We start from the raw sequence: 26359 nt of genomic DNA, 5'->3' as shown, positions 1-26359 counted from the left end.
TAGTTGAGTAGTGTGAGGGTAGGGTAGGCTATGGATGGTAGTAAAAGAGGCATGATTAGGGATTTGCACCATTTATCCCTTTTGTTTAAAGTTTTCGATGTTAGTGTTATTTACTTCTCGCTCTACTTTCTAGTGAGTTTTTTTGGGAATGTTAACTGGGTTCCACAGTATAACTTGCTGGCATTGATAGCCGTTCTGGTTTTTGGTTTTGCGGCTGAGATAGCTAGGTTGTATCAATCTTGGCGCGGCGTTGATTTTATTTTGCTCGTACGTCGCCTATGTTTTGTGTGGTTTGTTGTTACACTGTGCTTGTTGATATTGGGCTATACCCTTAGGGTAACATCGGATTTTTCTAGACTTATCTTGTTAGCTTGGTTTTTAGTAACCCCCATCGTATTGTTGAGTTTGCGTGCTTTGCTTTTCCTAGTGCTCAAATATTTTAGAAGCCAAGGTTATAACTCTCGGCAAGTTTCTATCGTTGGGGCTAATGAGCTGTCGTCGCAAATAATTAAACACATTCAAGCGAAGCCATTTTTGGGAATGCGTATTGAAGGGCTTTATGACGATCGAACCATTAATCGTGATGATCATGCGGTCGATCTTATTATTGGTGACACGAGATCTTTAGTCGATAAAGTTAAATCAGGTGACGTTGATATTGTTTATATAACGCTCCCAATGAAGGCGGACCAACGGATTAAACAACTGATTTTAGACCTGTCGGACACAACTGCGTCGGTTTATCTCATCCCTGACTTGTATACTTATCAATTATTTAATGGGCAATGGAGCAATTTGGGCGGTCATCCGGTTGTTAGTGTGTTCGAAACACCTTTTAATGGGATAGATGCTTTTCTAAAACGATCACAGGATGTGATTCTATCGTTGCTTATTTTGATGTTGATTTCTCCTTTGTTACTCGTTATAGCGGCGGCTGTAAAAGCAACTTCACCCGGCCCTGTGTTTTTTAAACAGCGACGTTATGGTATTTCTGGCGAGGATATTTACGTTTGGAAGTTTAGATCCATGAGTTGTGAGGATGATGGTGATTTGGTGAGACAAGCGACAAGAAATGATTGTCGTATTACGCCGCTTGGAGGATTTCTTAGGCGGACATCGTTAGATGAGTTACCACAGTTTTTTAATGTTTTATTCGGTGATATGTCCGTGGTCGGGCCACGTCCTCATGCGGCTGCACATAATGAGTTGTACAGGTCAAGAATTCGCGGTTATATGTTGAGGCATGCCGTAAAACCCGGTATTACTGGCTGGGCACAAATTAATGGTTGGCGTGGTGAAACAGACACCTTGGAAAAAATGGAAAAACGCATTGAGTATGATCACTGGTATATCAGTAACTGGTCTATTTTGTTAGATATAAAGATTATATTTTTAACGATTTTCAAGGGCTTTGTTTCTAAAAATGCGTATTAAAATAGATCGTTTCGGCAATACCGGTTTTTTTATATTATATTAAAATAAAATAAAAAAAATATATATTTAAAATAGTTAGATGATTAATTTAAATTTATTTGTTAATAAAATAATAAGCGCCACCCTAGTGTCGTTGGTTGTTATCCTGAGGTTAGCGATTGAACGGCAAGACCCTGATTTCTTTCAGATGGGCGATTTTTTCTTGATCCCAAGTCTTTCTTTCAATAGATGAAAACCGAATGTCGCAGTATGTGCGTTTAGACCGGCTAAAGCAAAAATACGGGCCTCTGAGATTGATGCTTAATTTCAAGAAGCGCTTATAGAAACGATGCGGCTTGGGCCTAATGAAAGAGGCCTACAGGTGGGGGTGGTTCAATTAGGGTTATTAACGTGGCATTTACTGGATGACTGGACAAGTCAGGTGGTTTTAATGGCTGTTAACAAAGTATTGAAACGAAACCCTAAACACTTATATCGTGCCTCAAAGGATTATCAACGGGTTGAATTATTATGCTCTTTGGTTAGAAATAATGATTGGATTAACAAAGAGTGTTTAACTGAATCTGAGTGAGATTAGACAACCTTATTTTCTTTGTAGAATCTTAATGCAGCTAGTAATCATAGTGGGAAAGCTTAAGTTTTCGGTTAGCCCTAATTGTGTTGTAATCCCCCCAAAAAACCAAGGGAGTTTTAAGTAGAAAATTCTTATAATGAATTAAAGGAGTTTTCTATGAAGAAGTCACGTTACACAGACAGTCAAATTCTGTCAATCTTGAAGCAAAATGAAGCCGGCACACCAGTTTCAGATTTATGTCGTGAACATGGCATGAGCAATGCGACATTCTATAAATGGCGGTCTAAGTTTGGTGGTATGGATGCGTCGCTCATGAAGCGCATGAAAGAGCTTGAAGACGAGAATCGGCGCCTCAAAAAGATGTATGCTGAAGAAAAACTCAAGGCTGAGATTGCCAGAGAGGCCATTGAAAAAAAGTGGTAACGCCATCTCGACGACGAGAGATGGCACAAAGATCAGTTAGTGAGAATAAAGCTAATATAAGGATTTCTTGCACGGTATTTTCTATCAGTGAAACCTGCTATCGCTATCAAGCCAAACTCTCTACGGAGAATGAAAAAATAGCTGATTGGTTATTGAGGTTAAGTACTACGCATAAGCGTTGGGGCTTTGGCTTGTGTTTTTTATACCTTCGTAATATCAAAGGCTATGGTTGGAACCATAAACGCGTCTACCGCATCTACAGGGAGCTAGAGTTGAACTTACGGATAAAACCTAAGCGTCGTATCAAAAGAGAGAAGCCGGAGGCTCTGAACGTTCCTGAAGCGATCAACCAAGTTTGGTCGATGGATTTTATGAGCGACACCCTGAATGATGGTCGTACTATCCGCACCTTCAATGTCATTGATGATTACAATCGTGAAGGTTTAGGTGTTGATGTTGACCTATCATTACCAAGCTCTCGAGTTATTCGGTCGCTGGAACAGATCATTGAATGGCGGGGTAAGCCGCAAGCTTTACGCTGTGACAATGGTCCCGAATATATCAGCCAAACCCTGAAAAACTGGACAATAAAACAGCAAATAACTTTGCTCTATATCCAACCCGGCAAACCGACTCAAAATGCTTATATCGAACGATTTATACCCAAAGGGCATAAGTTTCACTCAAACGATAAAACTGTTTGGTTCAGCTTTAACCGAACAGCTCGCCATGAATGGTTAGATTTACACCTGTTTGAATCAATCGAGCAAGCTCAATTATTGGCTACTCAGTGGCTTTGGTCTTACAATAATGAACGGCCGCATACAGCAATTGGAGGCATACCGCCCAGACAATTACTGAATGCAGCTTAACCCTCTGCTTAAAACTTCGGTTACTTATGGGGGGATTACAATTGACCATACTTGGTTGATCGTTTCAGGAATAATGTAGTGCTCTCATTAGTCTTTGCGCTAAACTTCAAAAATAAAGTCCTTTACGTCGGGGTTCCGCGCATACAAAGGATAATCGCGAGGATTGCTGATAATTGGAACGCCTGAAATCTTATAATTTACCGGCACATGCAAATGACCGTGGAACCATGCGTCGATGCTGCCAGAGTGCTTTGCAATTAAGTGCTCAAGAGAACTAGCGTATGCGTGTTTGTATTCTTCTTTTGAAGGGTTTACAGAGCTGTAAGATGGGGCATGATGAGTCACGACAACTGTTTTGCCATCATATGGTTTAGCAAGCTCATTATTAAGGAACTTAACCGCATCTAAATGTTTAATATAAGTGATAACAGGCACTAGTAAACCTTTCTGGGCACCTAGAGACCCTAACGATTCTTTTCTAATGCGAATGGCCCGTTCAACGAGAACTGGGTCTGCATAAAAATCAGTCGCCTTAGTATAGTTGTAGTCATTCATTATGCCATGTAGCTTGTTAATGCCTTTTTCGTCACCCCAGTTGTCAAAACTAGTCCAAAGCGTCGTACCAATAAACCTAACGTCATTGATGATTTTAATTTGATTATCTAAGAAATGAATATTCGTACCAGAAGTAAGTTCAGCAATGTCATTTGTGACGGACATGTCATTAAAATAGAACTCATGGTTGCCGGCAATGTAGATTATGTCTATCTCTGCCCCATAACATCTTTGAATCCATTCAATTGCATCCGTACCGTTCGCAATATCGCCCGCAAGAACAATCAGGTCGGTTCCGTGAGGAGCAGACAAAATCAATTTTGGATCCATCTCAATATGAATGTCGCTGATTAGGTGTATTTTCATAATTTATTTCCCTCAGTCAGATTTTTATTTAATGTCAAAATATGAGCTTCCCTTTCTGATCAACTACCCCAGCGATCGGTGCACCAGTTACTGTAATGCCACCTTTTAATGTTGCTTGATAATAGTGGTGATGATGGCCATGAAAGATTTGTTTGACGCCCATCATTTCAGCCATTAAATCAATTGCCTGGAAACCATGTTGGTGACAACTTGGCGCTTCATGGGTAACTAAGATATCAGCAGACAGCTCACTTAAACGCTCATAATCTTCTGGCCAAATAGCTGCTTCGTGGCGAAGTGGAAGCCCATTATTCGTGACGTTGTTAGGTAAAAAGCGCAGTAAATCTTCGCGCTTTTTCCACCTAATACCTTCATTCGGATTCCATACCTTGCCTCTAAAAATCCCACCTAGGCCAGCAACCTTTAGATCACCAATATCAACAACGCGCCCATCGATATTATTGCCGGCATAGTCGGATTCAAATAAGTTTGAATATAAGCTGGGGGAGTCATAGTCGTGATTGCCTGGAATCCAAAATACTGACGATAACCTTGATATTTCCTCTAATTCAATTTGAAGAGGAACTGATAGCCCAAAATCACCTAAAATAATGACGGCTTCAGGCCTAAGGGTTAAGGCTGATTCAATGATGGCTCTAAAGTCACCGTGTGGATCGCCTGCGTAGATAATGCTGCTCGTTGTAGGCACTTCAAATCTCCACCACCAAACTAGGCTTAAACGCTACTGGCATGGCCTCATTTGGATAGCCCTGTTGATTACTGACAAGTCTGCAATCACCAACTTTAATGTCCAAATTTGAGTGCGTATGGCCATAAATCCAAAGATCAGGTTTTGTTACTAAGTCATCAAAATTAGAAGTAAAGGCAGCTGATATTTCACTCATTTTGTAACTCTTGTGCTGACACTCCAAGCTTGGCCCGTGATGAGTCACAACTACACTGGGACCATTAAATTTAACACCCAATTTTTGGGCTAAGAATAACTTTGAAATACGGCAAAGCTCTTCCGCATCGCTTGGTGTGAAGTTGAAGTCTCCATTGCGGATGACCACATGATCTCGCAACATGCGTCCGCAATAAGCCATGTTAATAGCTTTATTTTGCTCACCATTAACTTCATAATCTGTCCATAGTGTGCAGCCTAAAAACCGAACGCCATCAATGACAATTTCACTGTTTTCTAGCAAGTGAACCAATGGGTGCTGGCTTGCAGCACTCCTCATTTCGTTTAACACATAATAATAGTCGCCCCGATAAAACTCGTGATTACCTGCAACCACAATCACGGGTTTATTGTGTAATTCCGCTTCTTCAACAGCGAATTCAATTGTATTAATTCCAGTCGCGATATCGCCCGCTAATACAATGACATCTGCATCCGTTTTTTCTAAGCGGTAGCCGAACGGCCGCATCTCAATATGTAAATCACTGCAAAATTGGATTTTCATAAAGTTACTCCAAGTGCATTTAATTGAGCTTCGTGTGTGAATGATCTATGTTCTTTTAGAGTGTGCATTGTTTCTAGTTCTATCATTTTTATTAGGTGAATTTTTCTCAGTAGTTTTTTTGCTAAAAATACAATGAACTTGCGTGAAATCTTTCTCTTCATTACCCATTGCTGAATCAATATATTTTTGACCGTCATCCATTAGGTATATAAAAGCATCCTGCCAATGCTCTCCTGGCTCGGAGCCTACATAAATTTCGCTGAGGGGCTCCAGTCGCCATTTCCCTGTTTTGTTGAGAGAGCCGGGTGAGGCGAGGTTTACTTCAGATATTTCTATATCATCCATATGACTTAATCTTTCTAGTTGTTCAGCGCTAAGAAGAAATACAGTTTTTTTAAGCTCAGCATCTTGTGATCTTTGGTATGTGACTTGAAGAAACATCTTGTTAATTTCTAGTGTTATAGCTGACCAAAACTGCTCGCCTTCTTCGTGAAAACTTGGGATTAAATGAATTTCATTGGCTACAAAAGTTGAAAACATATTTAGTTACTATTGATAATTTAAGGTTAATACTAAGTATTCCTTAGTATCTTTACAAGGAGAAAACTAAGATTATCTGAGTTTGATTGGTTTCAAATATTGGATACCACATGAAGAGTGTAAAAAGGGCTGTTTCGCCGTTAGCCAGGCGATTAAAAGAGGCTCGAATTCGAAAGAAAGTTTCGCAAAAAGAATTGGGTATTTTAGTTGGTATTGACTCGTTCTCTGCCAGCTCGCGAATGAATCAATACGAAAAAGGGAAGCACGCCCCAGATTATTCTACGGTGCAACGAATAGCTGAATTTATGGAAGTTCCAGTTTGCTATTTTTATACTGAAGATGATCAGTTGGCAGAGATAATTTTGTTATTTTTCCAGTTGGATGAGGGCGGTCGTAAGGGTGTTATGAAAAAAATCAAAGAGGTTATCTAGCGTTATTTGCTAAATAATTTATATTATTTTTAATTGTTTTAAAATTAAATAGAAGTTAACAATAGTCTTGATATTGAATGTGTAACTTTCACTGCTGTATTTGAGCTGTCTTGGGGTGCCGAGAAGGCCCAAGTTTTTCTTTTATGATTTTTTCAAACAGCTTCGCGTCTCTTTTAGAATGTCTATCGAGGATGAATGACTTTATCTCGCTTTCACTAATGCTTGGTTCAATGCAAATATCTCGACCACCACCGGATTTGCTGTGTCCGTAATGTTCTTGGGTTCTAGTTGACTTATGTCCCAGCAGATAAGCTATCACTTCGTTTGAGAATCCATTTGCTTTAAAAGTAGAGGCGAGTTGGTGTCTAAATGTGTATAGCGTAGGCCTTTTTTTTCTTCTTGGGAAAAGTCCTTTCATCAAATATGAAAAGTTATCCTGTAATTTTTTAACTTTGATATCTTTCAATTTTGAGATGGATATTCTAATTCCTTCTGCAATATGAGGGTCATTAACAATGACTTCCCTATCAACGCCTCGTTTTCCATCTTCGCTTTTTTTAGAAGTGGTTATTTTGAAAGTTGATGCTGATGTGGGCTTTATAAATTTAAATTCGGATGGACGTGCACCTAGATGAAAGGCAACAAAGACAGCTGATTTTAATGCTTCACTCTTATGTTTATTTAGTGCACCAAATATTATATCTGCATCTTTAATGCTTAGCTTCTTGACCTTTTGGGGGATAGTTGGGTATTCCTTGTTGGTTATAGCTGGGTTCTTTAGTGCGCGTATTGTTTCGGCCAATTTTTGGCAGGTAACATGATCTAAATAAATAGCGACGCTACGTTTAAGGTTAGCCCATGATGTTGGTTGACAGTGATAGGCCTTTTGGAGAACGAACCCTATTAGTTCATCATCAGCGGGCGAATTTTCCTTGAATTTCTGTTGGATAAAATTACGTCCATCTCGAATTAATTTTGCATGTGTATCGTCATTCATAGTTAGTTTAATTTTGTAAATTGGGTTATCTGTTCGCCTCTTGTTACTCATATTAGTTAGTCATATTAACTGTGTGTATTAGGAATACTCTGAATTCTAGAATTGTTTAAGCCTCCCCACATATACGAAATTAAAATTTCGTATATGTGGGGTAGGTGTTTGGACTAATCTGGTCAAATCTGTTGGGCGAATTAGGTGAAAATAAGACAGTCCTTACTTGATATATGGCTGAATCAAAAAGAAAATTTGTTTTAGTCATGGCTTAGTTTGTAATCAACGATATTAAAAGTATTGCGCTGAAGTGTTCACCTGTCATATAGCTTTTGGGGTTATTTTGATGCTTAGTGCCAACATGTGATGTTGGTCACATTTTGAATTCTCTTGAAGGAGTGAGAGGAGTATTAGCAGTGAACTAACTCGTGCCTTTAGCTTTCTCAGTTGGGGTGTTCTGCCTAACGCTTCGTCATTCATTGTTGCTACAAATGAGTTGAGTAGGACAACGGTGCCACCAGGTGGCTGCATGGCGCTTCTAAGCCTCTTGGTCGAGTAAACTGTTTGTTATTGCTTGCGCAGAGGTTGTGATTGCATTAGGGCGCGCCTGGTCGTTAGCATGCTTAATGTGTGATTTCCCATGATTCCGGCTATATTTTCTTAGTGAGGGTGCATATTTGTCTTTGACTTTTGCTAGGTATGAGTAATGTTTGATGCACTCAGCGTATAGGGCAGTATCCGTTCGCGTCAACATCCTGCACCCTGAGATTGTATGTATATTGCCGCCAGTTAAATTGCGCCACTTTGCATCTAAGATACCCAGAATGCCTGCCCCAGGTGCATCCGTTGTTCGAGTCCATCCAGGCTTGTAGTTTTTGTTGCCGTCAGCCGCTATCCAACAATGTATGTGCCGCTTTTTGTCGTGTCCGGTTTCGATTGCCCACTGATAGCAGACATCTAGGTGGTTGCGTAAGGCAGGGCTAACTCTTGGTTTTTTTACTTTTTTCTTCATATAAATGCTGACTTGGTGAAATAGATTGGCTACCACTGCCGATACTTGTATTTCTGAGTTATCAACGTTTTTTGGGTACCTGAGGTCAAACCTGAACGTGAAGACCCTCTTATGCCTGCTCATCATCGCATCAAGTTGGTCAAACGTATTGTCGATGATAGGCTGGTATAAGTAGTAACCATCCTCAGGTTCAGCTTGTACGGCAAACCCTCTGTAAGGTGACCTTGTAATCATGTCTGGCTTTCTTTGCATATTTTCCTCTCTTTACGTATTGCTGCTTGTTATTCATATATAACTGCTGTACTATCTGTGTTTAATAGGATAGCTGTATGTTAGATATTATTTATCCGTAGAGTTAGAGGTGTATAAATTCTTTGCCAAGCCTATATTCTTCAAGGCGTGCCCCATAACTATCTAAACAAATAAAGCGGTTAGCTTTTTTTCATCATCTCTATATTGCTAAACATATTATTTCAGAAAAAGATAAGGTCGTTAAGTAAGGCCTTTTTTGTTTGAAATAGAGTGTTTGTAGTGGTCTAGTTTTTTTGGCTACAATTTTGTATTCAGCCCAGTAGTTTTTCTCAGCAACATTTGGCGAATGACTATCATTATGTTGATGCGGCCTGACTTGGCTGTAATACCCGGATCATATAGTCAGCAATTCCTGTTTTAGCTTATGGGGTAACTGTGTGGACCTCTCGGGAGTTATGAATGCCAAGTGCTATGCCGACCGCATAGGTTAGAGTGCTCCCTGCTATCTATTACTTCTGTAATCACGTGGTGACCCCGTAAGCCGCTGGGTTTCTCTGGGGGGTGATGAGTGCGATCCTAATCTGCATTGTTGATAACACTGGTTGATCGCATAAGACATCGAGAAGTCAATCTGTAAAGGGAGTAAGTGATTTATGAGATAAGTTTCCTCGTTTATCTAAATCACCTTGCCTAGCCTTATCAGCAGTGCTTAGCATTGATTTGCACTCGGTATTCGATTCAAGTCCGCGAACCAGCCTCTTTAGCTTGTGGGTTTATCGCGTGTTACCATTCTAGCTCAAGTTAATTGAGTGTTCTCTCCTAGCTTTTTATGGGTATCCTCTGACGAGGGGCATCAAATGATGGCATGCCATTATGCGAATGTGGGTAGCGAGGGAAATCGTAATATTTTACCGTGTTTTGGCTTACTTAGTGATATAGCTTTTCCCTGATATAATGTTTCTAACATTTAGATATATACATGTCAATCGTTTTAATTTCTTTTGTTTGAGTTAATTAAAACTGACGATGTAGAGATAATTAAATTAACTATAAAGGGTTTAGCATGACACATAAAGTACTTAGGCTTCCGGAAATTAAAAGTCGAACAGGATTATCTCGAAGCACAATTTATTTGCGAATTTCAAGGGGCGAGTTCCCTGAGTCTATTTCGTTGGGTGGGCGAGCCGTTGGTTGGCTAGAAGAGGATGTGAATCAGTGGCTAGAGGATAAAGTTAAAAATAGTCGTTGCCATTAATATATTTAAACAATGAAATCGTTAATCATTTCAGCTAAATATTGTTTTTAGGTGTTGGCTTTATGATGCGTGTGAATATAAGGCTTGAGGTTTTATGTTAACTCAAGAAACTGAGTGGTCTTTAGTGATCTATTCGTTTATCTGGAAACGACTTTCAGGCCATTTTTCCCAGTTAACGCCATGTTGCCAAAAGCGGCCTTGTCAATATATTGGCTCCACCATGCCATAATTGGTTTTCTTCGATTTAGGTAGTCGGTGCGATTGTAGGCATTGCGAACTTCGTTCTTACCAGTATGGGCTAGCGCAGCTTCGATTACGTCAGGATCAAATCCTTCTTCATTTAGAGTGGTGCTGGCTATTGAACGCAAACCATGAGCAACAAGTTGTTTATCAAACCCCATGCGTTTAATGGCTGTATTAGCGGTTTGTGAATTCGTGGGTTTTCTTGGATCCCTGTCAGATGGGAAGATATATTCGCTGTTGCTACTAATGGTTTTCATTATGTCTAGCAGAGAAAGTGCTTGAGGGGTTAGTGGTACGGTATGTGGTTTTTTGCTCTTCATACGTTTGGCTGGGATAGACCAAAGCTGGTTGTTTAAATCAATTTCTTCCCAACGTGAGCCGGCCGCTTCACTCGGTCGTACCATTGTGTGAAGTTGCCACTCAATTAAGCAGCGTGTTGTTAATTTAATACTGGCTTTAGACAGAGTTGCCATAAACAAAGGTAAGTCATCAGGTTTTAGTGTTGGTAGGTGTTTTTTGACAGGGTTCTGAAATGCTTTGCTAATGCCTGCTAGAGGGTTGCTTTTAATAATGCCAGAGTTGACGGCATAGATCATAACTTCATTGAGTCTTTGACATAGGCGTTTAACTGTTTCTAGGCTACCTTTGGCGGCAATAGGTTGGATGGCTTCAATCGTTTTAATGGCGCTGATTTTGTGAATTGGAGTCTTTCCTAGATTTGGAAATATATGGAGCTCTAGGGATCGCCAAGTGTCTTCTGCATGAGCACTAGAAATAGCTCCTTTTTTAACTTCGAGCCATTTTAAGGTGATGTGCTCTAGTGTATTAGCGTGAGCAATACCGTTGATACGTTTTTGTTCGTTGCGGTGTTCCTGAGGGTCTATATCGTTAGCCAGTAATGCTCTTGCATCTAATCTTTTTGCACGTGCTTGCGCCAGTGATACTTCTGGGAATGAACCAAAACTCATGTTAGCCCTCTTTTTAGAGTGCGGGCGGTAATAATTGAAAAACCATAGTTTTGACCCGCTTGGCTTAACTTTTAAAGAGAGCCCATCGCCATCTGAAAGGTTGAATTCTTTGTCTTTAGGCTTTGCTTGTTTAACTTCTGTATTGGTAAGTGGTTTAGTTATTTTTGGCATCGTAGTAACACTGGGTTTTTGTATTTGTCTTGATGTTACTACGAGTGTTACTAAAAAACTAGGATTTGATGGATGCTTCTAGGAAGCTATAGGCATAAAAAAACCCACAAAACCTTGTTTCTATTGGCTTTATGGGTTTTTCTAAGTCCTTATGGGACTATCTTTTGGTGGAGGTGGCGGGAATTGAACCCGCGTCCGCAAGCACTCCGCCCTCGGCTCTACATGCTTATCCTATAACTTTTAGTTTAATCAGTGGCTACCCGATAGGCTAGGAAGACCAAAGACGATTTCGGTTAAGTTTTAGTACATCCGCCCCGAACAAGCTTCAATACGATCTTATGAGTTATGATGCCTGAGATGATCCGAAGATCGCTGGACGCATAAGCACGGCTCCAGTCAGACAGCAATCTACTGGTGTTTAGGCAGCGATTGCGTAGTTGTCGTCGTTTGCAACTATAATTTTTCAGATGTTTTACGAGATTCCTGAAAGCTCGGCATGCACCTAAGGTTTTGCTACCCACGTCGAAGCCAGGTCACCCCCTTTGGTTATGGTTCGATACTATACATTATGAAAGGTTCACAAATATAGTGAATAATTCTTTCATTGAGAAGAAAAAAACAGGTGGTTATGCGTTTATGTAGGCTTAATAGCAGGGATGTCAACCCGTTATTAACACAGGGAGGATGTGTTTTAGCCAAGTTTTAATTTTTAAAGGTGAAAAAAGGGGAGCATGCCTTAGATATTTTAAGTGAGGTAGCTGGTATGCCTAGCCTGAATGCTTCATGATGCGCTGTTTTTCACGCTGCCAGTCTTTATTTTTAGCCGAGGCGCGTTTGTCATGTAGCTGTTTACCTTTAGCCGAACCGATTTCTAGTTTTACGCGGCCTTTAACCCAATACATTGATAAGGGAACAATCGTATAGCCTTTACGTTCGACTAGTGCAACAAGGTTGATAAGTTCACGACGATTTAATAAGAGCTTTCGTAAACGTGTTTGCATTGGGTCGATATGAGTTGAGGCAGACAAAAGTGGTGATATATGTGCACCGGCCAGCCAGGCTTCACCATTTTTTATAACGACATAACTTTCTTTTAATTGAACACGTCCGTCACGGATGCTTTTAACTTCCCAGCCTTCAAGGACCATGCCTGCTTCGAAACGTTGTTCGATAAAATAATCGTGTGTCGCTTTTTTGTTAGATGCGATGGAATTAGGATGTGTTTTTTTCTTTTTGCTTGCCATGTCGATATTCTAAGCGAGGCGTTGATTTATCGCTATAAAAGTCAGCTAATAACTTGGTTAAATAGTAAAGTTGGGTTAATTTATTATCAATAACAAACGTTCAAGGTTTATGAGACAGATATCGCAACATGGAGAATGGTCATCCCGATTGGCCTTTATTTTGGCAGCTACAGGTTCGGCCGTTGGCTTAGGCAATATATGGAAGTTTCCCTATATTGCAGGTGAAAATGGTGGTGGTGCGTTTGTGCTTATTTATTTATTGTGCATTTTGATCATAGGCATCCCCATTATGATGGCTGAAATAATGTTGGGCCGTCGTGGAAGACAAAGCCCCATTAATTCAATGAGAACGTTGGCAACAGAAGCGAAAGCGAGCCGATATTGGTCGTGGTTAGGCTGGCTGGGTGTTATCGCAGGGTTCTTAATTTTGTCTTACTACAGTGTTATTGCTGGTTGGGCTATGGCCTACGTTGTACGTGTTGCATCGGGCGTTTTTGAAGGTGCTACGGCTGACGGAGTTAGTCATATCTTTGCCACCTTTGTGGCAGACCCAGAAAAGCTACTAGCATGGCATAGTTTGTTTATGATTGTGACGATGCTTGTGGTTGCTAGAGGTGTGAAAGGACTTGAACGAACGGTGAAGTTCTTGATGCCTGCGTTGTTGGCTATTTTGATTTTATTGGTGGGCTACGCCATGGAGCGTGGTGCGTTTGAAGAAGGCGTTTCGTTTTTATTTAAGGCAGATTTTACGAAAATGACCAGTGAAGGTGTGTTGACCGCAATGGGACATGCGTTCTTTACGCTTAGTTTGGGCATGGGGGCGATCATGGTGTACGGCTCTTATTTACCGTCTAAGGTTTCAATTGGTTCAACCACTATGCTGATTGGGTTGGCGGATACGATGGTTGCGTTATTGGCAGGCTTGGCTATCTTCCCCATTGTTTTTGCTAATAGTATGGAACCAGCTAGTGGACCGGGCCTTATTTTTCAAACATTGCCAATTGCCTTTGGGCATATGGCGTATGGTTCAATATTTGGTACGCTGTTTTTTATATTACTTGTGTTTGCAGCATGGTCCTCATCAATATCTCTGATAGAGCCAGCTGTTGCCTGGTTGGTTGAAAATAAAAAAATGAGCCGCATGCGTTCATGTATCTGGGCGGGTCTTGTCACATGGGGCGTGGGTATAGGTACGGTTTTATCCTTTAACCTAACAGCAGATGTTACTTTTTTTGGTAAAACATTTTTTGACATTTTAGATTATCTAACAGCAAATATCATGTTGCCTTTGGGTGGTGTATGCATAGCTGTTTTTGCCGGTTGGGTGATGAGTGAAGAAGATAGCGTAAAGGAATTAAGCCTTAAGCGGCAGTGGCTGTATAAAACTTGGCTGTTTTTAGTAAAATTTATATCACCTCTGGCAGTCGTTATTGTCTTCTTAAAATCAATTGATGTGATCTAAGGCGATGCATAAAGTAGAACGCAGTGCTTTAGTGCGGCATTCAGCTGCAGACATGTTTGACCTTGTCAATGATGTGGCATCGTATCCATTGTTTTTGAAATGGTGTAAAAGTAGTAAAGTGCTGTCTGAAACGCAAGACAGTATGACGGCGGAACTTGAAGTGGCTTGGAAGGTGTTGCACAAAGTCTTTAGTACGAAAAATCAATTAGCGGCAGGTGAAAGCATTAAACTTGAGTTGTTAGAAGGGCCTTTTAAGTCTATGACTGGTGAATGGCGTTTTAAGCACCTTCGTGAAGATGCTTGTAAAATAACAATGGAAGTGGACTTTGAGTTTAAAAGTTCCGTTAGTAATTTTGTTTTTAGTGCCATATTTAGTCAAATATGTGGTTCACTAATGGATTGTTTTATCAAAAGGGCAGATGAGGTTTATGGGTAATGTAGAGGTGGCTTACGCAACGCCAGAAAAACAATTAATTTTAGTTGTCCCTTTTCATGATGGGTTGACTGTTCAAAAAGCGATAGACGCCTCTGGGATTTTGAAACATTTTCCGGATATTAATTTGGACAACAATGCGGTGGGAGTTTTCAGTAAGCCTTGTAAACTAGATACGCTATTGAGAGTGGGAGACCGCGTTGAAATTTATCGTCCATTAATTGCGGACCCTAAAGAAGTTAGACGCCAACGTGCTGAAGCCGGAAAAGTTACCAAAAAAGGTGCGCGTTCAGCGAATGAATGATTTGCCTTGAAATACCAAGGAAATGGATTATATTAGTCACTATGATAGTCACAGATAATAATAAAACATTAAATGCCGCTTTTGGTGAAGTGTCTGTGCGCCTTTTTGTCATTGCAAAGTCTTTTCTTCTCAGCCTAGCTCGACTGCCGCAACGCGGCTAATGAATATACCTGGCGAGGTGAAACGCAATTAGCTAATTGTATAAGTAAAAATTTGTCATTAAGATGACATTTGGAGTTTAGAAATGAGTAAAGAGAAGTTAATAATTTTTGATACAACCTTACGTGATGGTGAGCAAAGCCCCGGTGCAGCAATGACTGCAGAAGAGAAGCTTCGTATCGCTAAAGCATTAGAGAAAATGAAGGTTGACATTATTGAGGCAGGTTTTCCTATTTCAAGTGAAGGCGATTTTGCCGCTGTTCAAGGAATTGCAAGAACCGTTAAAGACAGTGTGGTTTGTGGTTTGGCGCGGGCAAACAAAGCAGATATAGAACGTGCTGGTGAAGCACTTAAAGATGCAAATGCATCGCGGATCCATACCTTTATTGCGACCTCGCCACTTCATATGAGAGAGAAGTTGCTATTAACCCCCGATCAGGTTTTTGAACAGGCTGTTGATGCGGTGAAATTGGCAAGAAACTTCACAGATAACGTTGAGTTTTCGCCTGAAGACGCGGGGCGTTCAGACCTTGATTTCTTGTGTCGGATTATTGAGGCGGTTATTGACGCGGGTGCGACAACCATTAACATTCCAGATACTGTGGGTTATAACTTGCCAGACCAATACGGCAACACGATTCGACAGTTAATTGAAAATGTACCCAATTCAGATAAGGCCATCTTTTCAACACATTGCCATAATGACTTAGGCTTGGCAGTGGCGAACTCGTTAGCCGGTGTTATGAATGGTGCGCGCCAAGTTGAGTGTTCAATCAATGGTTTAGGTGAACGTGCAGGAAACGCAGCACTTGAAGAGGTTGTGATGGCGGTTCGAACACGGCAGGATTTATTTCCCTGTGATGTTGGCTTGGATACAACTCAGATTATGACCTGCTCTCGGTTGGTGTCGGGTATAACCGGTTTTCCTGTGCAGCCGAATAAAGCGATTGTGGGTGCTAATGCGTTTGCCCATGAGTCGGGTATTCATCAAGATGGGGTGTTGAAATCGCGCGAAACATACGAAATTATGTTGGCTGAAGATGTTGGTCTTAATTCTAATAAATTAGTATTAGGGAAATTATCTGGGCGGAGTGCATTTAAGGATCGTTTAGAAAAGCTAAACATAATGGTGGATAGCCAAGAAGAGTTAAATAATGCTTTTCGTCGCTTTAAAGATTTAGCCGATAAAAAATCTGAAATTTTTGATGAAGATATTCAAGCCCTAGTGTCGGACTTCAAAATGGAAGAAGCTTTTAGTGAAGCGATTAAGTTAGTGTCCGTTAAAGCGTGTTCGGAAACGGGGGAAATGCCTGAGTCTTGTATTACGTTAATGGTAGATGAGGTTGAGCAAACAGAAACCTCTCAAGGTGGTGGGCTTGTTGATGCTACATTTAAGGCCATTGAGAAAATCGTGGAAAGTGGTGCTACGCTTCAGCTTTATTCTGTCAGTAATGTTACTGAAGGGACGGACTCTCAAGGCGAAGTTGCCGTTAGGCTAGAAAAAGCAGGGCGTATTGTGAATGGCCACGGTTCGGATACAGATATTGTGATTGCCTCAGCAAAAGCCTATATCAATGCGCTCAATCGATTGTTTGGTGATAGTGTGCGGATTCACCCTCAAGCCTATGAAGGGGTTTGAATCGACTGCCCAATAAACTAGAGGCTTTGCTTGCAGAGTAGTACTAATATTTTAATGTGCTGGCAACGCTGCAACACACGCGAAAGGCGTTCTGTTATTTAAACAGAGCGCCTTTTTTTATTTTAAGATATTAAAGGTAATACGTCCTTTCTGATCTCGATCATTTTTTCATTTAAGGCTCAATGCGATACTCATCCGCGCCGGTGTTTTTAGCGCACCCAATAGATTGAGGAGAAGGTATGAGAAGTACTAGTATTGAGCCAGAATTAAAACATGAAGTCAGTCAATTGCTTGATGCTTACGTTCAATGTATCGATGATGATGATTTAGAACGTTGGCCAGATTTTTTTACTGAAAATTGCTTGTATAAGGTTATTCCAAGAGAAAACCATGAAATAGGTATGCCGACAGCTATTATGTGGTGTGATAGCCAAGGTATGTTGCAAGATAGAATTACGGCGTTAAGGCACGCTAATATTTATCAAGTTCAATGGTATCGCCATATCACAAGTAACCCTGTTATCAGTACAGAAGATGGTGACACTATTAAGGTGCAGTCTAATTACGCAGTTTTTAAAACCTGTAATGATGGTGAAAGTACCGTTTATAACGTAGGTCGCTATGTTGATCTCCTTGTTCGCGAAAATGGCGTTCTTAAATTTAAAGAACGTGTGGTCATTTATGACACGCATAGAATTACCACCTTGATGGTTATCCCTATTTAAGTCAGGAGAAAGATGATGAATGCAATAACTCCCCCACATTTAAAATGGCCAGCTGGCACAGACCATACGGCGGTTCCTTACTCAATATTTAATAGTCGTGAAGTTTACGATCTTGAGCAAAAAAAGATACATAACGGCCCGACATGGAATTATTTATCGACAGAAGCAGAGTTGCCTGAAAAAGGCAGTTTTAAGTCTACTTATATTGGTGACACTCCGGTGGTTGTTACCCGTGGTCAAGATAATGAAATTTACGCTTGGGTGAACCGCTGTGCTCACCGAGGTGCGGAAATTTGCCGAGAGCGCCATGGCAAATCAGAAGATGGTGCTTACACATGTGTCTACCATCAGTGGGCATTTGATGCTAAAGGTGATTTGCGTGGAGTCCCTTTTCAACGTGGCCTTGGCGGCAAGGGAGGGATGCCAAAAGACTTTGCTAAGGATCAACACAGCTTACGTAAAGTTCGTGTTGTTAATCACCTGGGCGTTATTTTTGGCACCTTTAGTGATGAAACGCCTGATATTGAAACTTATATGGGCGAAGATGTAGCGTATCATTTCAAGCGCATCTTAAAAGGGCCCATTGAAGTGATCGGCCATACTCGTCAATACATAGCTGGTAATTGGAAGTTTTATTCAGAAAATACTAAAGACCCTTATCATGCGAGTCTGTTACATTTATTTCACCCAACGTTTGGTATTTATCGTGCTTCATTAGGTGGTGGTACTATCGTAAATAATGATGTGCACTCCGTGTTGTGGGTGGAAAATAGTAAAGAAGATGAAAGTAAGTTATCTGATGTTAAGAGTGATAACACAAGAACCTATCAAGAAGGTACTTACCAGTTAGCTGACCCGTCTTTGTTAGCCGGGTCGAAAGAATTTGATGATGACACCACGACCGTCATTTTTTCGCTTTTTCCATCGTTGGTGGTACACCAAATTCAAAACACACTAGCTTTCCGGCAGATTCTGCCAAAGAATGAAAATGAGTTTGAGCTAGTTTGGACGTTTTTTGGTTATGCCGATGATACCGAAGAAATGCGTAACTTCCGCTTAAAACAATTGAATCTTGTCGGGCCTGCTGGGCTTATATCAATGGAAGATGGGGAATCAACAGAGTTGTGTCAAAAAGCTATTGTGCGAGATGGAAACTATACTAATGTACTTGAAATGGGTGGCGTTGGAACGGGTACAGATGATCACTTTGTGACAGAGGGAGCGATACGATCTTTGTGGAAAGGGTATAGGAAAATGATGGATGTATAGGCGTTAAACAGTAAATCGATACCTGTAAAGCCTTGCTATAGATAGCAAGGCTTTTTTATAGCATTAAAGAGGTCTATTTTCTGACAGTAAAAAGTGTCCGCGCGCTTGCGCAATAGGCTTATTGATATCTTCTTGCCAAGCAATAATATTACATAAAGCAACACGACTTCCTAAGCGAACAATATCGCACTTTGAGTAGGTGGTAGTGGTTTGCCCAGGGCGTAAATAATCTATAGAGACATCAATAATTTTAGGGATGTTAACGAGTTCTATTTCCCAGATTAAATGTAACAGGGCGGAATTTTCCATAAACCCAGCAATAACGCCGCCATGCAAAGCAGGGACCGCAGGGTTGCCAATATTGCTTTCCATAAAGCGCAAGCTGGATACGATGCTTTCGCCAACCATGCTGGTTTCTACACCGATTGTTTTGGCATACGGAATAAGTTCTACAATGGCCTCATAATCATGACGCAGTTTGATGTCATTTATTTTTTCTACTAAGGACATTTTATTGTACTGGGAATTGTTTGTTAGAACGCATAAAGCTACCGACGGCGGTTGCAATAGGGCTATTTATATCATCGGTATAGGCGCTGGCGCGAACAAAAGCAATGGTGTGAGTTAAATGGTAGCAATCGGCATATACGTTTATATCGGCACCGGAGGCAGCGGGGCGAATATGGTCTATTCTTAGATCCAGTGTTGCCATAGCACGTAAATTGTTTTGTGCCTGTAAAATAGCAGCGCCACAGGCTGTATCAATAGCAGTGGAAACAGCGCCACTATGAATGTAGTTGTTAACACAATCGCCAATAATCTGTTTGCTAAAAGGAAGCTTTAATGTGGTGGATGTTTCACCATGGCTCACCAAGGTAATGTTTAATTTTTTAGCGTGAGGGGTTTGGTTAATTGTTTTTAAATAAGATTGGATGCTCATGCTAGGGTTTTGCTTCTGGTTCGATGCCGATGAATTTAAGTATTTTTTCCATAATACCGACTTCCTTTTTTTCTCGTTTGGGGACATCAATCACCTTGGTATCGATGGTCATCGGCTTAAACTCATTGCTAGGTTTGAAATTACCTTTTAGGCTAGCAAGACTGCCTTCATTAAAAATAACGGTAATCCGTTCTCTTTTATGTGGTTTGCCTGCCTTTCTTATATCGTAGAAATAGTCCCAACGCTCCTGATGGAATGGATCCACCAATAAAGGGGTGCCCAAGATGAATTTTACCTGCCGCTTATCCATGCCCGGACGGAGTTGGTCAATCATTTTTTGAGTCACCACATTTCCTTGATGGACATCAATTTTATAAACACCGGGTAGGGTGTCAGCAACGTCAAGCATCTTGTCGTTTAGGGTTTCTGTCGTTGAACAAGCCACCAAGGTTGAGCTTGAAATGAATATCATTATTAGAATGAGACGCTTTCGCATTTAAGATCTTCTGTGTATGATTGCAATGGTGAGATGATACATCATCTCACTTTTATATCCACCCCAAATTAGAGGTCGAAATGGAGTCAAAAGATATAAGGGCTGCTGGTTTAAAGGTTACTTTACCTCGGTTAAAAATTCTTGATATGTTGGAAAGTACTGAGAATAAACATCTGTCAGCTGAGGACATGTATAGGGCTCTTTTAGACGATGGTGAAGAAATTGGGTTGGCTACGGTGTATCGTGTGTTAACGCAATTTGAAACGGCGGGTTTAGTCAATCGTCATCATTTTGAGGGTGGTAACTCAGTTTTTGAATTATGCCAAGATGAGCACCATGACCATATTTTATGTGTGAAATGTGGCCGGGTTGATGAGTTCTACGACGAGATGATTGAGCAGCGTCAAAAAGTGATCGCTAAAGAAAAAGGCTACAAAATAACAGACCATAGTTTATATATCTATGGGGTCTGCCCATCATGCGCTAAATAGCCTTTTCCACCATTTCTTTTGCGTGGGCGATGGTTTTATCTGATAAATCAATACCACCTAACATACGGGCTACTTCATTAATTCTCTGTGTTTGATTTAAGCTATCAATTTTCGTTGTGGTTTGTTGTTGGTTTTTTTGCTTGCTGACTAATAAATGCTGATGCCCTTGAGAGGCGACTTGTGGCAGGTGGGTGACACATAGGACCTGACGGTCGCAAGCTAACTCGCGTAGGCGTATTCCAACTGTTTCAGCAACACCACCACCAATACCTGCATCAACTTCATCAAACACCAAGGTAGGTGTCGTATTGCGGCGGCTAGTGACCACTTGTATGGCTAGGCTAATACGAGAAAGCTCGCCCCCTGATGCCACTTTTCCAATCGGCGAATCTGGCATGCCTGGGTTTGTTGATATAAGGAAGACGACATCATCTAGACCATTTTTTTGTGGCGGCTGCTTCGCCAAATGGTTAACGCTTATGTTTAGTTTTCCATCCGGAAGTCCAAGTGTTTTTAAAGTGTTGGTAATGTTACGGCTTAACTTTAAAGCATGTTGCTTGCGCTCATTATGGAGAAGCTCGGCCTGCTTGCGGTAAAGTGTTTCTGCCTCAGCGATGTCTAGTTGAAGCGCGCTTAATTTCTCGTTACGGTTTTCAAGCAAGTCAAGTCGTGCAGTGAGCTGATTATATTTGTCGGAAAGTTGCGAGGGCTCAACATGCAGTTTTCGAGCTAATTCATGAATGCTGCTTAATTGCTGGTCGAGCAAGCTGAGTTTTTCTGGGTCATCTTCTTGTTGATCAATTTGATGCCTCAAATCACGACTGGCTTCTTGAATTTGAATGCTGGCTTCTTTGATTTGTTCGCCCACGCTTGTAAATTCAGGCGCTAAGTCAGCCAGTAACTCTAATTCATGCGAGACATTATTAATTTGACTATATATAGAAGCGTTTTCGTTTTCATACAATATGTCTATTTGGTGTGCTGAGGTCTCAATGATTTTACGCATATTGGATGCTAACGCGTGTTCTTGCACCAACTCATCGTAGTCAATATGGATAATATTTGCTTGCTCTAATTCATTGATTTGATATTTAAGTAGTTGTTTTTCACTCTCATTGTCTTCATTGCCATCGGTTAGGTGGTGAAGCTCTTCGGTTAATCGTTTCCAATGTGAGTATTGTTTGCGACATTCAAGAAGCAAGGCCTGAGAGGGTAAGGATGAATCGACTAATTCACATTGCTTGCCGGGGTGTAATAAATCTAGGTGTGCATGCTGGCCGTGGATGTTAATAAGGTGTTTAGAAAGTTGTTGTAGGGCTTTTAAATTAACGACTTGACCGTTGATATAAGCTTTTGAACGGCCGTCAGCATTGATGGTTCTTCGAATGAAGCAATCTCCTTGATCATCAAGGTCGTTGTCTATAAGCCATTGCTGGGAGGCCGGTAGATCGGTAATGTCAAACTCTAAGCTAAGATCCGCCTTATTAGCCCCAGGTCTCAATAACGAAGCATCTGCTCGTTCGCCTAGGCACAGTTTCATTGCTGTCAGTAAAATGGATTTACCCGCACCTGTTTCACCGGTTAGCACGGTCATCCCTTGCTCAAGCTCGAGGTTTAATTGATCAACAACAGCTAAGCCTTTTATGTCGATGGATTTAAGCATACCTAAATTTTATGTTTGAGGAGCTTTGCTCCAGTCAAGTTTTACGCGCAGAATATTGAAAAAGTCATGATTCGTTGGGTGTAACAAATGAATTTTATTTTCATGGCGACTGATGTTTATAAGGTCATCTTCAAGGATACTTGGAAGAATGACGTTATCGCATGTTAGTTGCGCCTCGTGCTTATCTCGTTGGCTAAAGCGAATACCAATTTCGCTTTTTCCATCTACCACCAGTGGGCGGTTGCTCAAGGTGTGTGGGTTAATAGGAACCAGCACAATGGCATCCAGCGAGGGGTGCATTAGCGGCCCACCACCGGATAGTGCATAAGCTGTTGAGCCAGTTGGGGTTGCTATGATTAATCCATCAGAGCGCTGAGCATTCACAAAACGTTGATTAACATAGGTTTCAATGTCGATTAAACCAGGGGATTTTAATCGGTGAATGGCGACTTCATTGAACGCTGACTGTTCGTGAATAAGCGTATTGTTACGGATGATTTGAGTGTTGAGGATAATACGTTCTTCCTCATGGTAATGGCCTTCGAGGATTTGCCTTATTTGAACATTCATCTCTTCTGGTGATATATCAACCAAAAAACCAATGCGACCTAAGTTTATACCGACGAGAGGAACCTTTTTGTCAACCAAGGCGCGAGCAGCTGATAAGAGTGTCCCGTCACCGCCAATAGACATGATGAGATCACATTGGTCGGCTAATTCACTGATGCTCATGATGTGCTCAGAGGGCAATGAGATATGGTGAGCCGTTTCTTCATCAACAACGATGTTAATATTGGCGTCAATTAACAGCGTATATAATGCTTGAACTGTTGCAGATATATCCGTGGCATTAGGCTTGGAAATCAGCCCAATTCGTTTAAATTTTGTATTCATTTTACTCCTCAGTTGAAGGTAAAAGTTTACACGAAATGTAGCGATTTACACCAGAATCTAAATCTAAATGACGGCTTATTTACTGAGTGTCGGCATTTTAAGGATCAATTTGAATTTTACGCGTGCTAAGCGTGTGTTAGATATCTAATTTTAATTGCTGGAGATCATTTCTATAGCTTTATTGATAAGGTATGCGTTGCTGAATGCCACTCGACTGTTTGGTTTATCATACATAGTGCCGAAGGGTGGAGTAATCGGTGAACTGTATGGCAAATTGAGCTTATTGTTTGGTTTTGCTGTAAAAGTTTTGGTTGGAACCTTGAAATTTAGAAAACCATCACCATTTAACTAAAACAGTTTATGCGCTTGCCTTAATGGTAAGTCGCTATCAATCAAATTTAAGTGTAAAAAAGAGGAAAGGCTATGGGGTCTGAAGAACAGACAGATCAAGAGAATATTGAACAACCAGCGGTTGAAACGGAAGAAAGTATTGTTGGTGAAATAGTAGAGGATGCATTGAAAGATGAGGCGGAAGGGGAAACTGCTGCCTCAGAAGAGGTTGATTTGCAGGCGGCGCTAGATGCGGCGACCACTCGTGCTGATGAAAACTGGGAAAAATTGTTGCTGGCAAAGGCAGAGGTGGAAAATATTCGCCGTCGAACACAAAAAGATATTGAAAAGGCGCACCGTTTTTCTGTTGAGAAGTTTGCTAAAGAGATGTTGCCAGTAGTCGATAGTTTAGAGATGGGGCTGGCATCAGTGGATGCAGCAGAAGGTGATGTTGTAGCCATAAAAGAAGGGATGGAGTTGACACACAAGCAATTGCTAGCTTCGCTTGAAAAGTCCGGCGTTAAACAAATTAACCCAGAAGGTGAAAGTTTTAACCCGGACTTACATCAGGCTATCTCTATGGTTCCAAGCCCTGATCATGAGCCTAATACGGTGATACAAGTCTTTCAAAAAGGTTATACGCTCAATGAGCGTTTATTACGTCCTGCAATGGTTATTGTGTCGCAACCTCAAGCACCTACAGAGACAAAGAAAATTGATGAGCAGGCTTGAAAATTAAATTTCACGCCCTTATATCGTAACTAACAGAATAGAATAAATTAAATTTCGGAGATATTTAAATGGCTAAAATTATTGGTATTGATTTAGGAACAACGAACTCGTGTGTTGCCGTATTAGATGGCGACAGCGCGAAAGTACTTGAAAATAGTGAAGGTGCAAGAACAACGCCTTCAATTGTAGCGTTTACAGCAGAAAGTGATGTGCTTGTAGGGCAGTCTGCAAAACGTCAAGCGGTAACAAACCCATCAAACACGGTATTTGCTACCAAGCGCTTAATTGGTCGTAAATTTACAGATGATGTTGTGCAAAAAGACGTCAGCATGGTGCCTTATAAAATTCTAGCTGCCGATAATGGCGATGCTTGGATTGAAGCGCAGGGTAAAAAAATGGCGCCGCCTGAAATAGCTGCGCGTATTTTAATGAAGCTTAAAAAAGATGCTGAAGCATATTTGGGTGAAGAGGTAACAGAAGCCGTTATTACTGTGCCTGCTTACTTTAACGATTCGCAACGTCAAGCAACGAAAGATGCAGGCAAGATTGCCGGTTTAGACGTTAAACGTATTATTAACGAGCCAACAGCGGCTGCGTTAGCTTATGGCATGGATAAGAAAAGTGGTGATCGTACGGTTGCTGTTTATGACTTGGGTGGAGGTACCTTCGACGTTTCAATTATTGAAATTGCTGAAATTGATGGCGAGCACCAATTTGAAGTGTTATCAACCAATGGTGATACATTCTTAGGTGGTGAAGATTTCGATTTACGTATTATCGACTTCCTTGCAGATGAGTTTAAAAAAGAAAACAGCGTAGATTTACACAACGACCCATTAGCACTTCAACGTTTAAAAGAAGCCGCTGAAAAAGCAAAAATCGAGCTATCATCTAATCAACAAACAGATGTTAACTTGCCTTACATTACGGCAGATGCGTCAGGGCCTAAACATTTGAATGTTAAATTGACACGTGCAAAACTTGAGTCTCTTGTTAATGATCTAGTTCAACGTACGGTCGCACCTTGTGCAACAGCTGTTAAAGATGCTGGTTTATCAGCTTCTGAGATTGATGACGTGATTTTGGTTGGTGGTCAAACACGTATGCCAAAAGTTCAAGAAGTTGTTGCTGAATTCTTTGGTAAAGAGCCACGTAAAGATGTTAATCCAGATGAAGCCGTTGCCGTGGGCGCTGCAATTCAAGCAGGTGTTTTAGCTGGCGATGTTAAAGATGTGCTTTTATTAGATGTAACACCACTTTCATTGGGTATTGAGACAATGGGTGGTGTAATGACAAAGCTAATTGAGAAAAACACGACTATTCCTAGTAAGGCGAGTCAAACATTCTCAACAGCAGAAGATAACCAAACAGCGGTTACTATTCATGTTCTACAGGGTGAACGTGAAATGTCATCAGGCAATAAATCTTTAGGCCGTTTCGACCTTCAAGATATACCGCCTGCACGTCGTGGTACGCCGCAAATTGAAGTGTCTTTTGATATTGATGCAAACGGTATTCTAAATGTATCTGCTAAAGATAAGGCCACAGGTAAAGAACAATCTGTTGTTATTAAAGCATCAAGTGGTTTATCTGATGAGGAAGTCGAAGCAATGATTAACGATGCTGAAGCGCATGCTGAAGAAGATAGAAAATTGCATGAGCTTGTGACTGTTAGAAACCAAGCGGATGGCATGATTCACGCAACTGAACAATCCATTGAAGAAATGGGTGATAAGGTTGATGCCTCTGAAAAAGCAGATATTGAAGCGGCTATTGCGGACCTTCAAGAAGCTATTAAAGGTGACGACAAAGAAGCGATTGAGCAAAAAACTGAAGCCTTAACAACATTGTCTGCTAAGTTAGCTGAAAAAATGTACGCTGATGCAGGCGCTGAAGGGGCGGCTGAAGGCGCTTCTGCTGAAGCAAAGTCTGACTCTGATGCAAATGCTGATGATGTCGTTGATGCTGAATTTGAAGAAGTAAAAGAAGACGATAAAAAATAAGCCTTAAAACATTAGTTTTAAG

At 40.9% G+C, this 26359-nt stretch carries 27 protein-coding genes and 1 other RNA gene; 14 read left to right on the top strand and 14 right to left on the bottom strand.

What is annotated here, in order from left to right; translation table 11 throughout:
- Positions 1–30 precede the first annotated feature (30 nt).
- The 3 genes from CYCPU_RS0107615 (at position 31) to CYCPU_RS0107600 (ending at position 3303) form a co-directional block, all read left to right on the top strand.
- The gene (locus tag CYCPU_RS0107615; protein WP_020162397.1) at positions 31–1434 is read left to right on the top strand and encodes an undecaprenyl-phosphate glucose phosphotransferase; all 1404 of its coding nucleotides are present in this window, start codon (positions 31–33) and stop codon (positions 1432–1434) included.
- A gap of 328 nt (positions 1435–1762) precedes the next feature.
- Entirely contained in the window at positions 1763–2005 is a 243-nt protein-coding gene (locus CYCPU_RS0107610) for a hypothetical protein (protein ID WP_020162396.1), read from the top strand.
- 159 nt (positions 2006–2164) lie between these two features.
- A protein-coding gene (locus CYCPU_RS0107600) for an IS3 family transposase (protein ID WP_156815277.1) occupies positions 2165–3303 on the top strand; the annotation gives its coding sequence in 2 pieces (ribosomal slippage) (positions 2165–2420 and positions 2420–3303; 1140 coding nt in all).
- A gap of 99 nt (positions 3304–3402) precedes the next feature.
- Here the strand turns inward: CYCPU_RS0107600 and CYCPU_RS11745 are convergent.
- The 4 genes from CYCPU_RS11745 to CYCPU_RS0107580 are packed head-to-tail and all read right to left on the bottom strand — an operon-like array spanning position 3403 to position 6233.
- Entirely contained in the window at positions 3403–4224 is an 822-nt protein-coding gene (locus CYCPU_RS11745; protein ID WP_020162393.1) for a metallophosphoesterase, read from the bottom strand.
- A 34-nt stretch (positions 4225–4258) separates the two neighbouring features.
- Complete coding sequence (locus CYCPU_RS0107590; RefSeq protein WP_020162392.1) at positions 4259–4933, bottom strand: metallophosphoesterase family protein; 675 nt, start codon at positions 4931–4933, stop codon at positions 4259–4261.
- A gap of 1 nt (position 4934) precedes the next feature.
- Complete coding sequence (locus CYCPU_RS0107585; protein ID WP_020162391.1) at positions 4935–5693, bottom strand: metallophosphoesterase; 759 nt, start codon at positions 5691–5693, stop codon at positions 4935–4937.
- A gap of 45 nt (positions 5694–5738) precedes the next feature.
- On the bottom strand, positions 5739–6233 hold the full coding sequence (locus CYCPU_RS0107580; RefSeq protein WP_020162390.1) for a hypothetical protein: 495 nt from the start codon (positions 6231–6233) through the stop codon (positions 5739–5741).
- A 110-nt stretch (positions 6234–6343) separates the two neighbouring features.
- Here CYCPU_RS0107580 and CYCPU_RS0107575 point away from each other — a divergent pair, with 110 nt between their 5' ends.
- Positions 6344–6664, top strand: coding sequence for a helix-turn-helix domain-containing protein (locus CYCPU_RS0107575; protein ID WP_020162389.1), 321 nt, complete (start codon positions 6344–6346; stop codon positions 6662–6664).
- Positions 6665–6752: 88 nt separating this feature from the next.
- Here the strand turns inward: CYCPU_RS0107575 and CYCPU_RS0107570 are convergent, their stop codons facing one another.
- Entirely contained in the window at positions 6753–7661 is a 909-nt protein-coding gene (locus CYCPU_RS0107570) for a site-specific integrase (protein ID WP_020162388.1), read from the bottom strand.
- A 529-nt stretch (positions 7662–8190) separates the two neighbouring features.
- Complete coding sequence (locus CYCPU_RS0107560; protein ID WP_020162386.1) at positions 8191–8916, bottom strand: YagK/YfjJ domain-containing protein; 726 nt, start codon at positions 8914–8916, stop codon at positions 8191–8193.
- A gap of 1063 nt (positions 8917–9979) precedes the next feature.
- On the opposite strand from CYCPU_RS0107560, the gene CYCPU_RS0107555 reads away from it, so the two are divergent.
- The gene (locus CYCPU_RS0107555; RefSeq protein WP_020162385.1) at positions 9980–10171 is read left to right on the top strand and encodes a helix-turn-helix transcriptional regulator; all 192 of its coding nucleotides are present in this window, start codon (positions 9980–9982) and stop codon (positions 10169–10171) included.
- 137 nt (positions 10172–10308) lie between these two features.
- Here CYCPU_RS0107555 and CYCPU_RS0107550 read toward each other — a convergent pair whose 3' ends face one another.
- The 3 genes from CYCPU_RS0107550 to smpB form a co-directional block, all read right to left on the bottom strand.
- A complete protein-coding gene (locus CYCPU_RS0107550) occupies positions 10309–11553 on the bottom strand; it encodes an integrase domain-containing protein (protein WP_020162384.1) in 1245 nt (414 codons plus the stop codon).
- A gap of 165 nt (positions 11554–11718) precedes the next feature.
- Positions 11719–12094: a transfer-messenger RNA gene (gene ssrA / locus CYCPU_RS11930) on the bottom strand.
- A 226-nt stretch (positions 12095–12320) separates the two neighbouring features.
- Positions 12321–12797 (bottom strand): SsrA-binding protein SmpB, encoded by a 477-nt coding sequence (gene smpB / locus CYCPU_RS0107545; protein WP_015006282.1) that lies wholly within the window; start codon positions 12795–12797, stop codon positions 12321–12323.
- Between the two features lie 109 nt (positions 12798–12906).
- Between smpB and CYCPU_RS0107540 the strand changes: the two genes are divergently transcribed.
- The 6 genes from CYCPU_RS0107540 (at position 12907) to CYCPU_RS0107510 (ending at position 18788) form a co-directional block, all read left to right on the top strand.
- On the top strand, positions 12907–14259 hold the full coding sequence (locus CYCPU_RS0107540; protein WP_050999774.1) for a sodium-dependent transporter: 1353 nt from the start codon (positions 12907–12909) through the stop codon (positions 14257–14259).
- 4 nt (positions 14260–14263) lie between these two features.
- Complete coding sequence (locus tag CYCPU_RS0107535) at positions 14264–14695, top strand: type II toxin-antitoxin system RatA family toxin (protein ID WP_016390047.1); 432 nt, start codon at positions 14264–14266, stop codon at positions 14693–14695.
- On the top strand, positions 14688–14996 hold the full coding sequence (locus CYCPU_RS0107530) for an RnfH family protein (RefSeq protein WP_015006279.1): 309 nt from the start codon (positions 14688–14690) through the stop codon (positions 14994–14996). Before CYCPU_RS0107535 ends, CYCPU_RS0107530 begins: the two co-directional genes overlap by 8 nt.
- A 244-nt stretch (positions 14997–15240) precedes the next feature.
- On the top strand, positions 15241–16794 hold the full coding sequence (locus CYCPU_RS0107520; protein ID WP_016390048.1) for a 2-isopropylmalate synthase: 1554 nt from the start codon (positions 15241–15243) through the stop codon (positions 16792–16794).
- Positions 16795–17033: 239 nt separating this feature from the next.
- Complete coding sequence (locus tag CYCPU_RS0107515) at positions 17034–17519, top strand: aromatic-ring-hydroxylating dioxygenase subunit beta (protein WP_015006276.1); 486 nt, start codon at positions 17034–17036, stop codon at positions 17517–17519.
- A 15-nt stretch (positions 17520–17534) separates the two neighbouring features.
- On the top strand, positions 17535–18788 hold the full coding sequence (locus CYCPU_RS0107510) for an aromatic ring-hydroxylating dioxygenase subunit alpha (RefSeq protein WP_016390049.1): 1254 nt from the start codon (positions 17535–17537) through the stop codon (positions 18786–18788).
- A gap of 63 nt (positions 18789–18851) precedes the next feature.
- Here CYCPU_RS0107510 and CYCPU_RS0107505 read toward each other — a convergent pair whose 3' ends face one another.
- From CYCPU_RS0107505 to CYCPU_RS0107495, 3 genes are read right to left on the bottom strand one after another with little or no spacing between them, the layout of a single operon-like run.
- Positions 18852–19298, bottom strand: coding sequence for a PaaI family thioesterase (locus tag CYCPU_RS0107505; protein WP_015006274.1), 447 nt, complete (start codon positions 19296–19298; stop codon positions 18852–18854).
- 1 nt (position 19299) lies between these two features.
- Entirely contained in the window at positions 19300–19728 is a 429-nt protein-coding gene (locus tag CYCPU_RS0107500; protein WP_015006273.1) for a PaaI family thioesterase, read from the bottom strand.
- A gap of 1 nt (position 19729) precedes the next feature.
- Positions 19730–20224 carry an outer membrane protein assembly factor BamE gene (locus tag CYCPU_RS0107495; protein ID WP_016390050.1) on the bottom strand — a complete coding sequence of 165 codons (495 nt, stop codon included), beginning with the start codon at positions 20222–20224 and terminating at the stop codon, positions 19730–19732.
- 80 nt (positions 20225–20304) lie between these two features.
- Between CYCPU_RS0107495 and fur the strand changes: the two genes are divergently transcribed.
- A complete protein-coding gene (gene fur, locus CYCPU_RS0107490; RefSeq protein ID WP_015006271.1) occupies positions 20305–20715 on the top strand; it encodes a ferric iron uptake transcriptional regulator in 411 nt (136 codons plus the stop codon).
- Here fur and recN read toward each other — a convergent pair.
- Both recN and CYCPU_RS0107480 read right to left on the bottom strand, forming a co-directional pair.
- Positions 20708–22378, bottom strand: coding sequence for a DNA repair protein RecN (recN, locus tag CYCPU_RS0107485; RefSeq protein ID WP_015006270.1), 1671 nt, complete (start codon positions 22376–22378; stop codon positions 20708–20710). The two genes, fur and recN, sit on opposite strands and share 8 nt — an antisense overlap.
- Before the next feature lie 9 nt (positions 22379–22387).
- The gene (locus CYCPU_RS0107480) at positions 22388–23272 is read right to left on the bottom strand and encodes an NAD(+) kinase (RefSeq protein WP_015006269.1); all 885 of its coding nucleotides are present in this window, start codon (positions 23270–23272) and stop codon (positions 22388–22390) included.
- A gap of 423 nt (positions 23273–23695) precedes the next feature.
- On the opposite strand from CYCPU_RS0107480, the gene grpE reads away from it, so the two are divergent.
- On the top strand, positions 23696–24334 hold the full coding sequence (gene grpE, locus CYCPU_RS0107475; protein WP_015006267.1) for a nucleotide exchange factor GrpE: 639 nt from the start codon (positions 23696–23698) through the stop codon (positions 24332–24334).
- Between the two features lie 68 nt (positions 24335–24402).
- Positions 24403–26337 carry a molecular chaperone DnaK gene (gene dnaK, locus CYCPU_RS0107470; protein WP_015006266.1) on the top strand — a complete coding sequence of 645 codons (1935 nt, stop codon included), beginning with the start codon at positions 24403–24405 and terminating at the stop codon, positions 26335–26337.
- Positions 26338–26359: the final 22 nt, after the last annotated feature.

This window comes from Cycloclasticus pugetii PS-1 (genome assembly GCF_000384415.1).
GTDB lineage: Bacteria > Pseudomonadota > Gammaproteobacteria > Methylococcales > Cycloclasticaceae > Cycloclasticus > Cycloclasticus pugetii.
Note: the sequence above shows the minus strand (reverse complement) of the source record. Positions and strands in the feature narration are given on the sequence as shown.

Bases quoted from the DNA above. Each gene is read 5' to 3' on its own strand.
- grpE (WP_015006267.1), top strand. From the start codon at position 23,696: ATGGGGTCTGAAGAACAGACAGATCAAGAGAATATTGAACAACCAGCG.
- recN (WP_015006270.1), bottom strand. From the start codon at position 22,378: ATGCTTAAATCCATCGACATAAAAGGCTTAGCTGTTGTTGATCAATTA.
- CYCPU_RS0107555 (WP_020162385.1), top strand. From the start codon at position 9,980: ATGACACATAAAGTACTTAGGCTTCCGGAAATTAAAAGTCGAACAGGA.
- dnaK (WP_015006266.1), top strand. From the start codon at position 24,403: ATGGCTAAAATTATTGGTATTGATTTAGGAACAACGAACTCGTGTGTT.
- CYCPU_RS0107570 (WP_020162388.1), bottom strand. From the start codon at position 7,661: ATGAATGACGATACACATGCAAAATTAATTCGAGATGGACGTAATTTT.
- CYCPU_RS0107510 (WP_016390049.1), top strand. From the start codon at position 17,535: ATGAATGCAATAACTCCCCCACATTTAAAATGGCCAGCTGGCACAGAC.
- CYCPU_RS0107495 (WP_016390050.1), bottom strand. From the start codon at position 20,224: ATGCGAAAGCGTCTCATTCTAATAATGATATTCATTTCAAGCTCAACC.
- CYCPU_RS0107540 (WP_050999774.1), top strand. From the start codon at position 12,907: ATGAGACAGATATCGCAACATGGAGAATGGTCATCCCGATTGGCCTTT.
- CYCPU_RS0107480 (WP_015006269.1), bottom strand. From the start codon at position 23,272: ATGAATACAAAATTTAAACGAATTGGGCTGATTTCCAAGCCTAATGCC.
- CYCPU_RS0107560 (WP_020162386.1), bottom strand. From the start codon at position 8,916: ATGCAAAGAAAGCCAGACATGATTACAAGGTCACCTTACAGAGGGTTT.
- CYCPU_RS11745 (WP_020162393.1), bottom strand. From the start codon at position 4,224: ATGAAAATACACCTAATCAGCGACATTCATATTGAGATGGATCCAAAA.
- CYCPU_RS0107530 (WP_015006279.1), top strand. From the start codon at position 14,688: ATGGGTAATGTAGAGGTGGCTTACGCAACGCCAGAAAAACAATTAATT.
- CYCPU_RS0107515 (WP_015006276.1), top strand. From the start codon at position 17,034: ATGAGAAGTACTAGTATTGAGCCAGAATTAAAACATGAAGTCAGTCAA.
- CYCPU_RS0107550 (WP_020162384.1), bottom strand. From the start codon at position 11,553: ATGCCAAAAATAACTAAACCACTTACCAATACAGAAGTTAAACAAGCA.
- CYCPU_RS0107580 (WP_020162390.1), bottom strand. From the start codon at position 6,233: ATGTTTTCAACTTTTGTAGCCAATGAAATTCATTTAATCCCAAGTTTT.
- smpB (WP_015006282.1), bottom strand. From the start codon at position 12,797: ATGGCAAGCAAAAAGAAAAAAACACATCCTAATTCCATCGCATCTAAC.
- CYCPU_RS0107615 (WP_020162397.1), top strand. From the start codon at position 31: ATGGATGGTAGTAAAAGAGGCATGATTAGGGATTTGCACCATTTATCC.
- CYCPU_RS0107585 (WP_020162391.1), bottom strand. From the start codon at position 5,693: ATGAAAATCCAATTTTGCAGTGATTTACATATTGAGATGCGGCCGTTC.
- CYCPU_RS0107575 (WP_020162389.1), top strand. From the start codon at position 6,344: ATGAAGAGTGTAAAAAGGGCTGTTTCGCCGTTAGCCAGGCGATTAAAA.
- fur (WP_015006271.1), top strand. From the start codon at position 20,305: ATGGAGTCAAAAGATATAAGGGCTGCTGGTTTAAAGGTTACTTTACCT.
- CYCPU_RS0107610 (WP_020162396.1), top strand. From the start codon at position 1,763: ATGCGGCTTGGGCCTAATGAAAGAGGCCTACAGGTGGGGGTGGTTCAA.
- CYCPU_RS0107500 (WP_015006273.1), bottom strand. From the start codon at position 19,728: ATGAGCATCCAATCTTATTTAAAAACAATTAACCAAACCCCTCACGCT.
- CYCPU_RS0107520 (WP_016390048.1), top strand. From the start codon at position 15,241: ATGAGTAAAGAGAAGTTAATAATTTTTGATACAACCTTACGTGATGGT.
- CYCPU_RS0107535 (WP_016390047.1), top strand. From the start codon at position 14,264: ATGCATAAAGTAGAACGCAGTGCTTTAGTGCGGCATTCAGCTGCAGAC.
- CYCPU_RS0107505 (WP_015006274.1), bottom strand. From the start codon at position 19,298: ATGTCCTTAGTAGAAAAAATAAATGACATCAAACTGCGTCATGATTAT.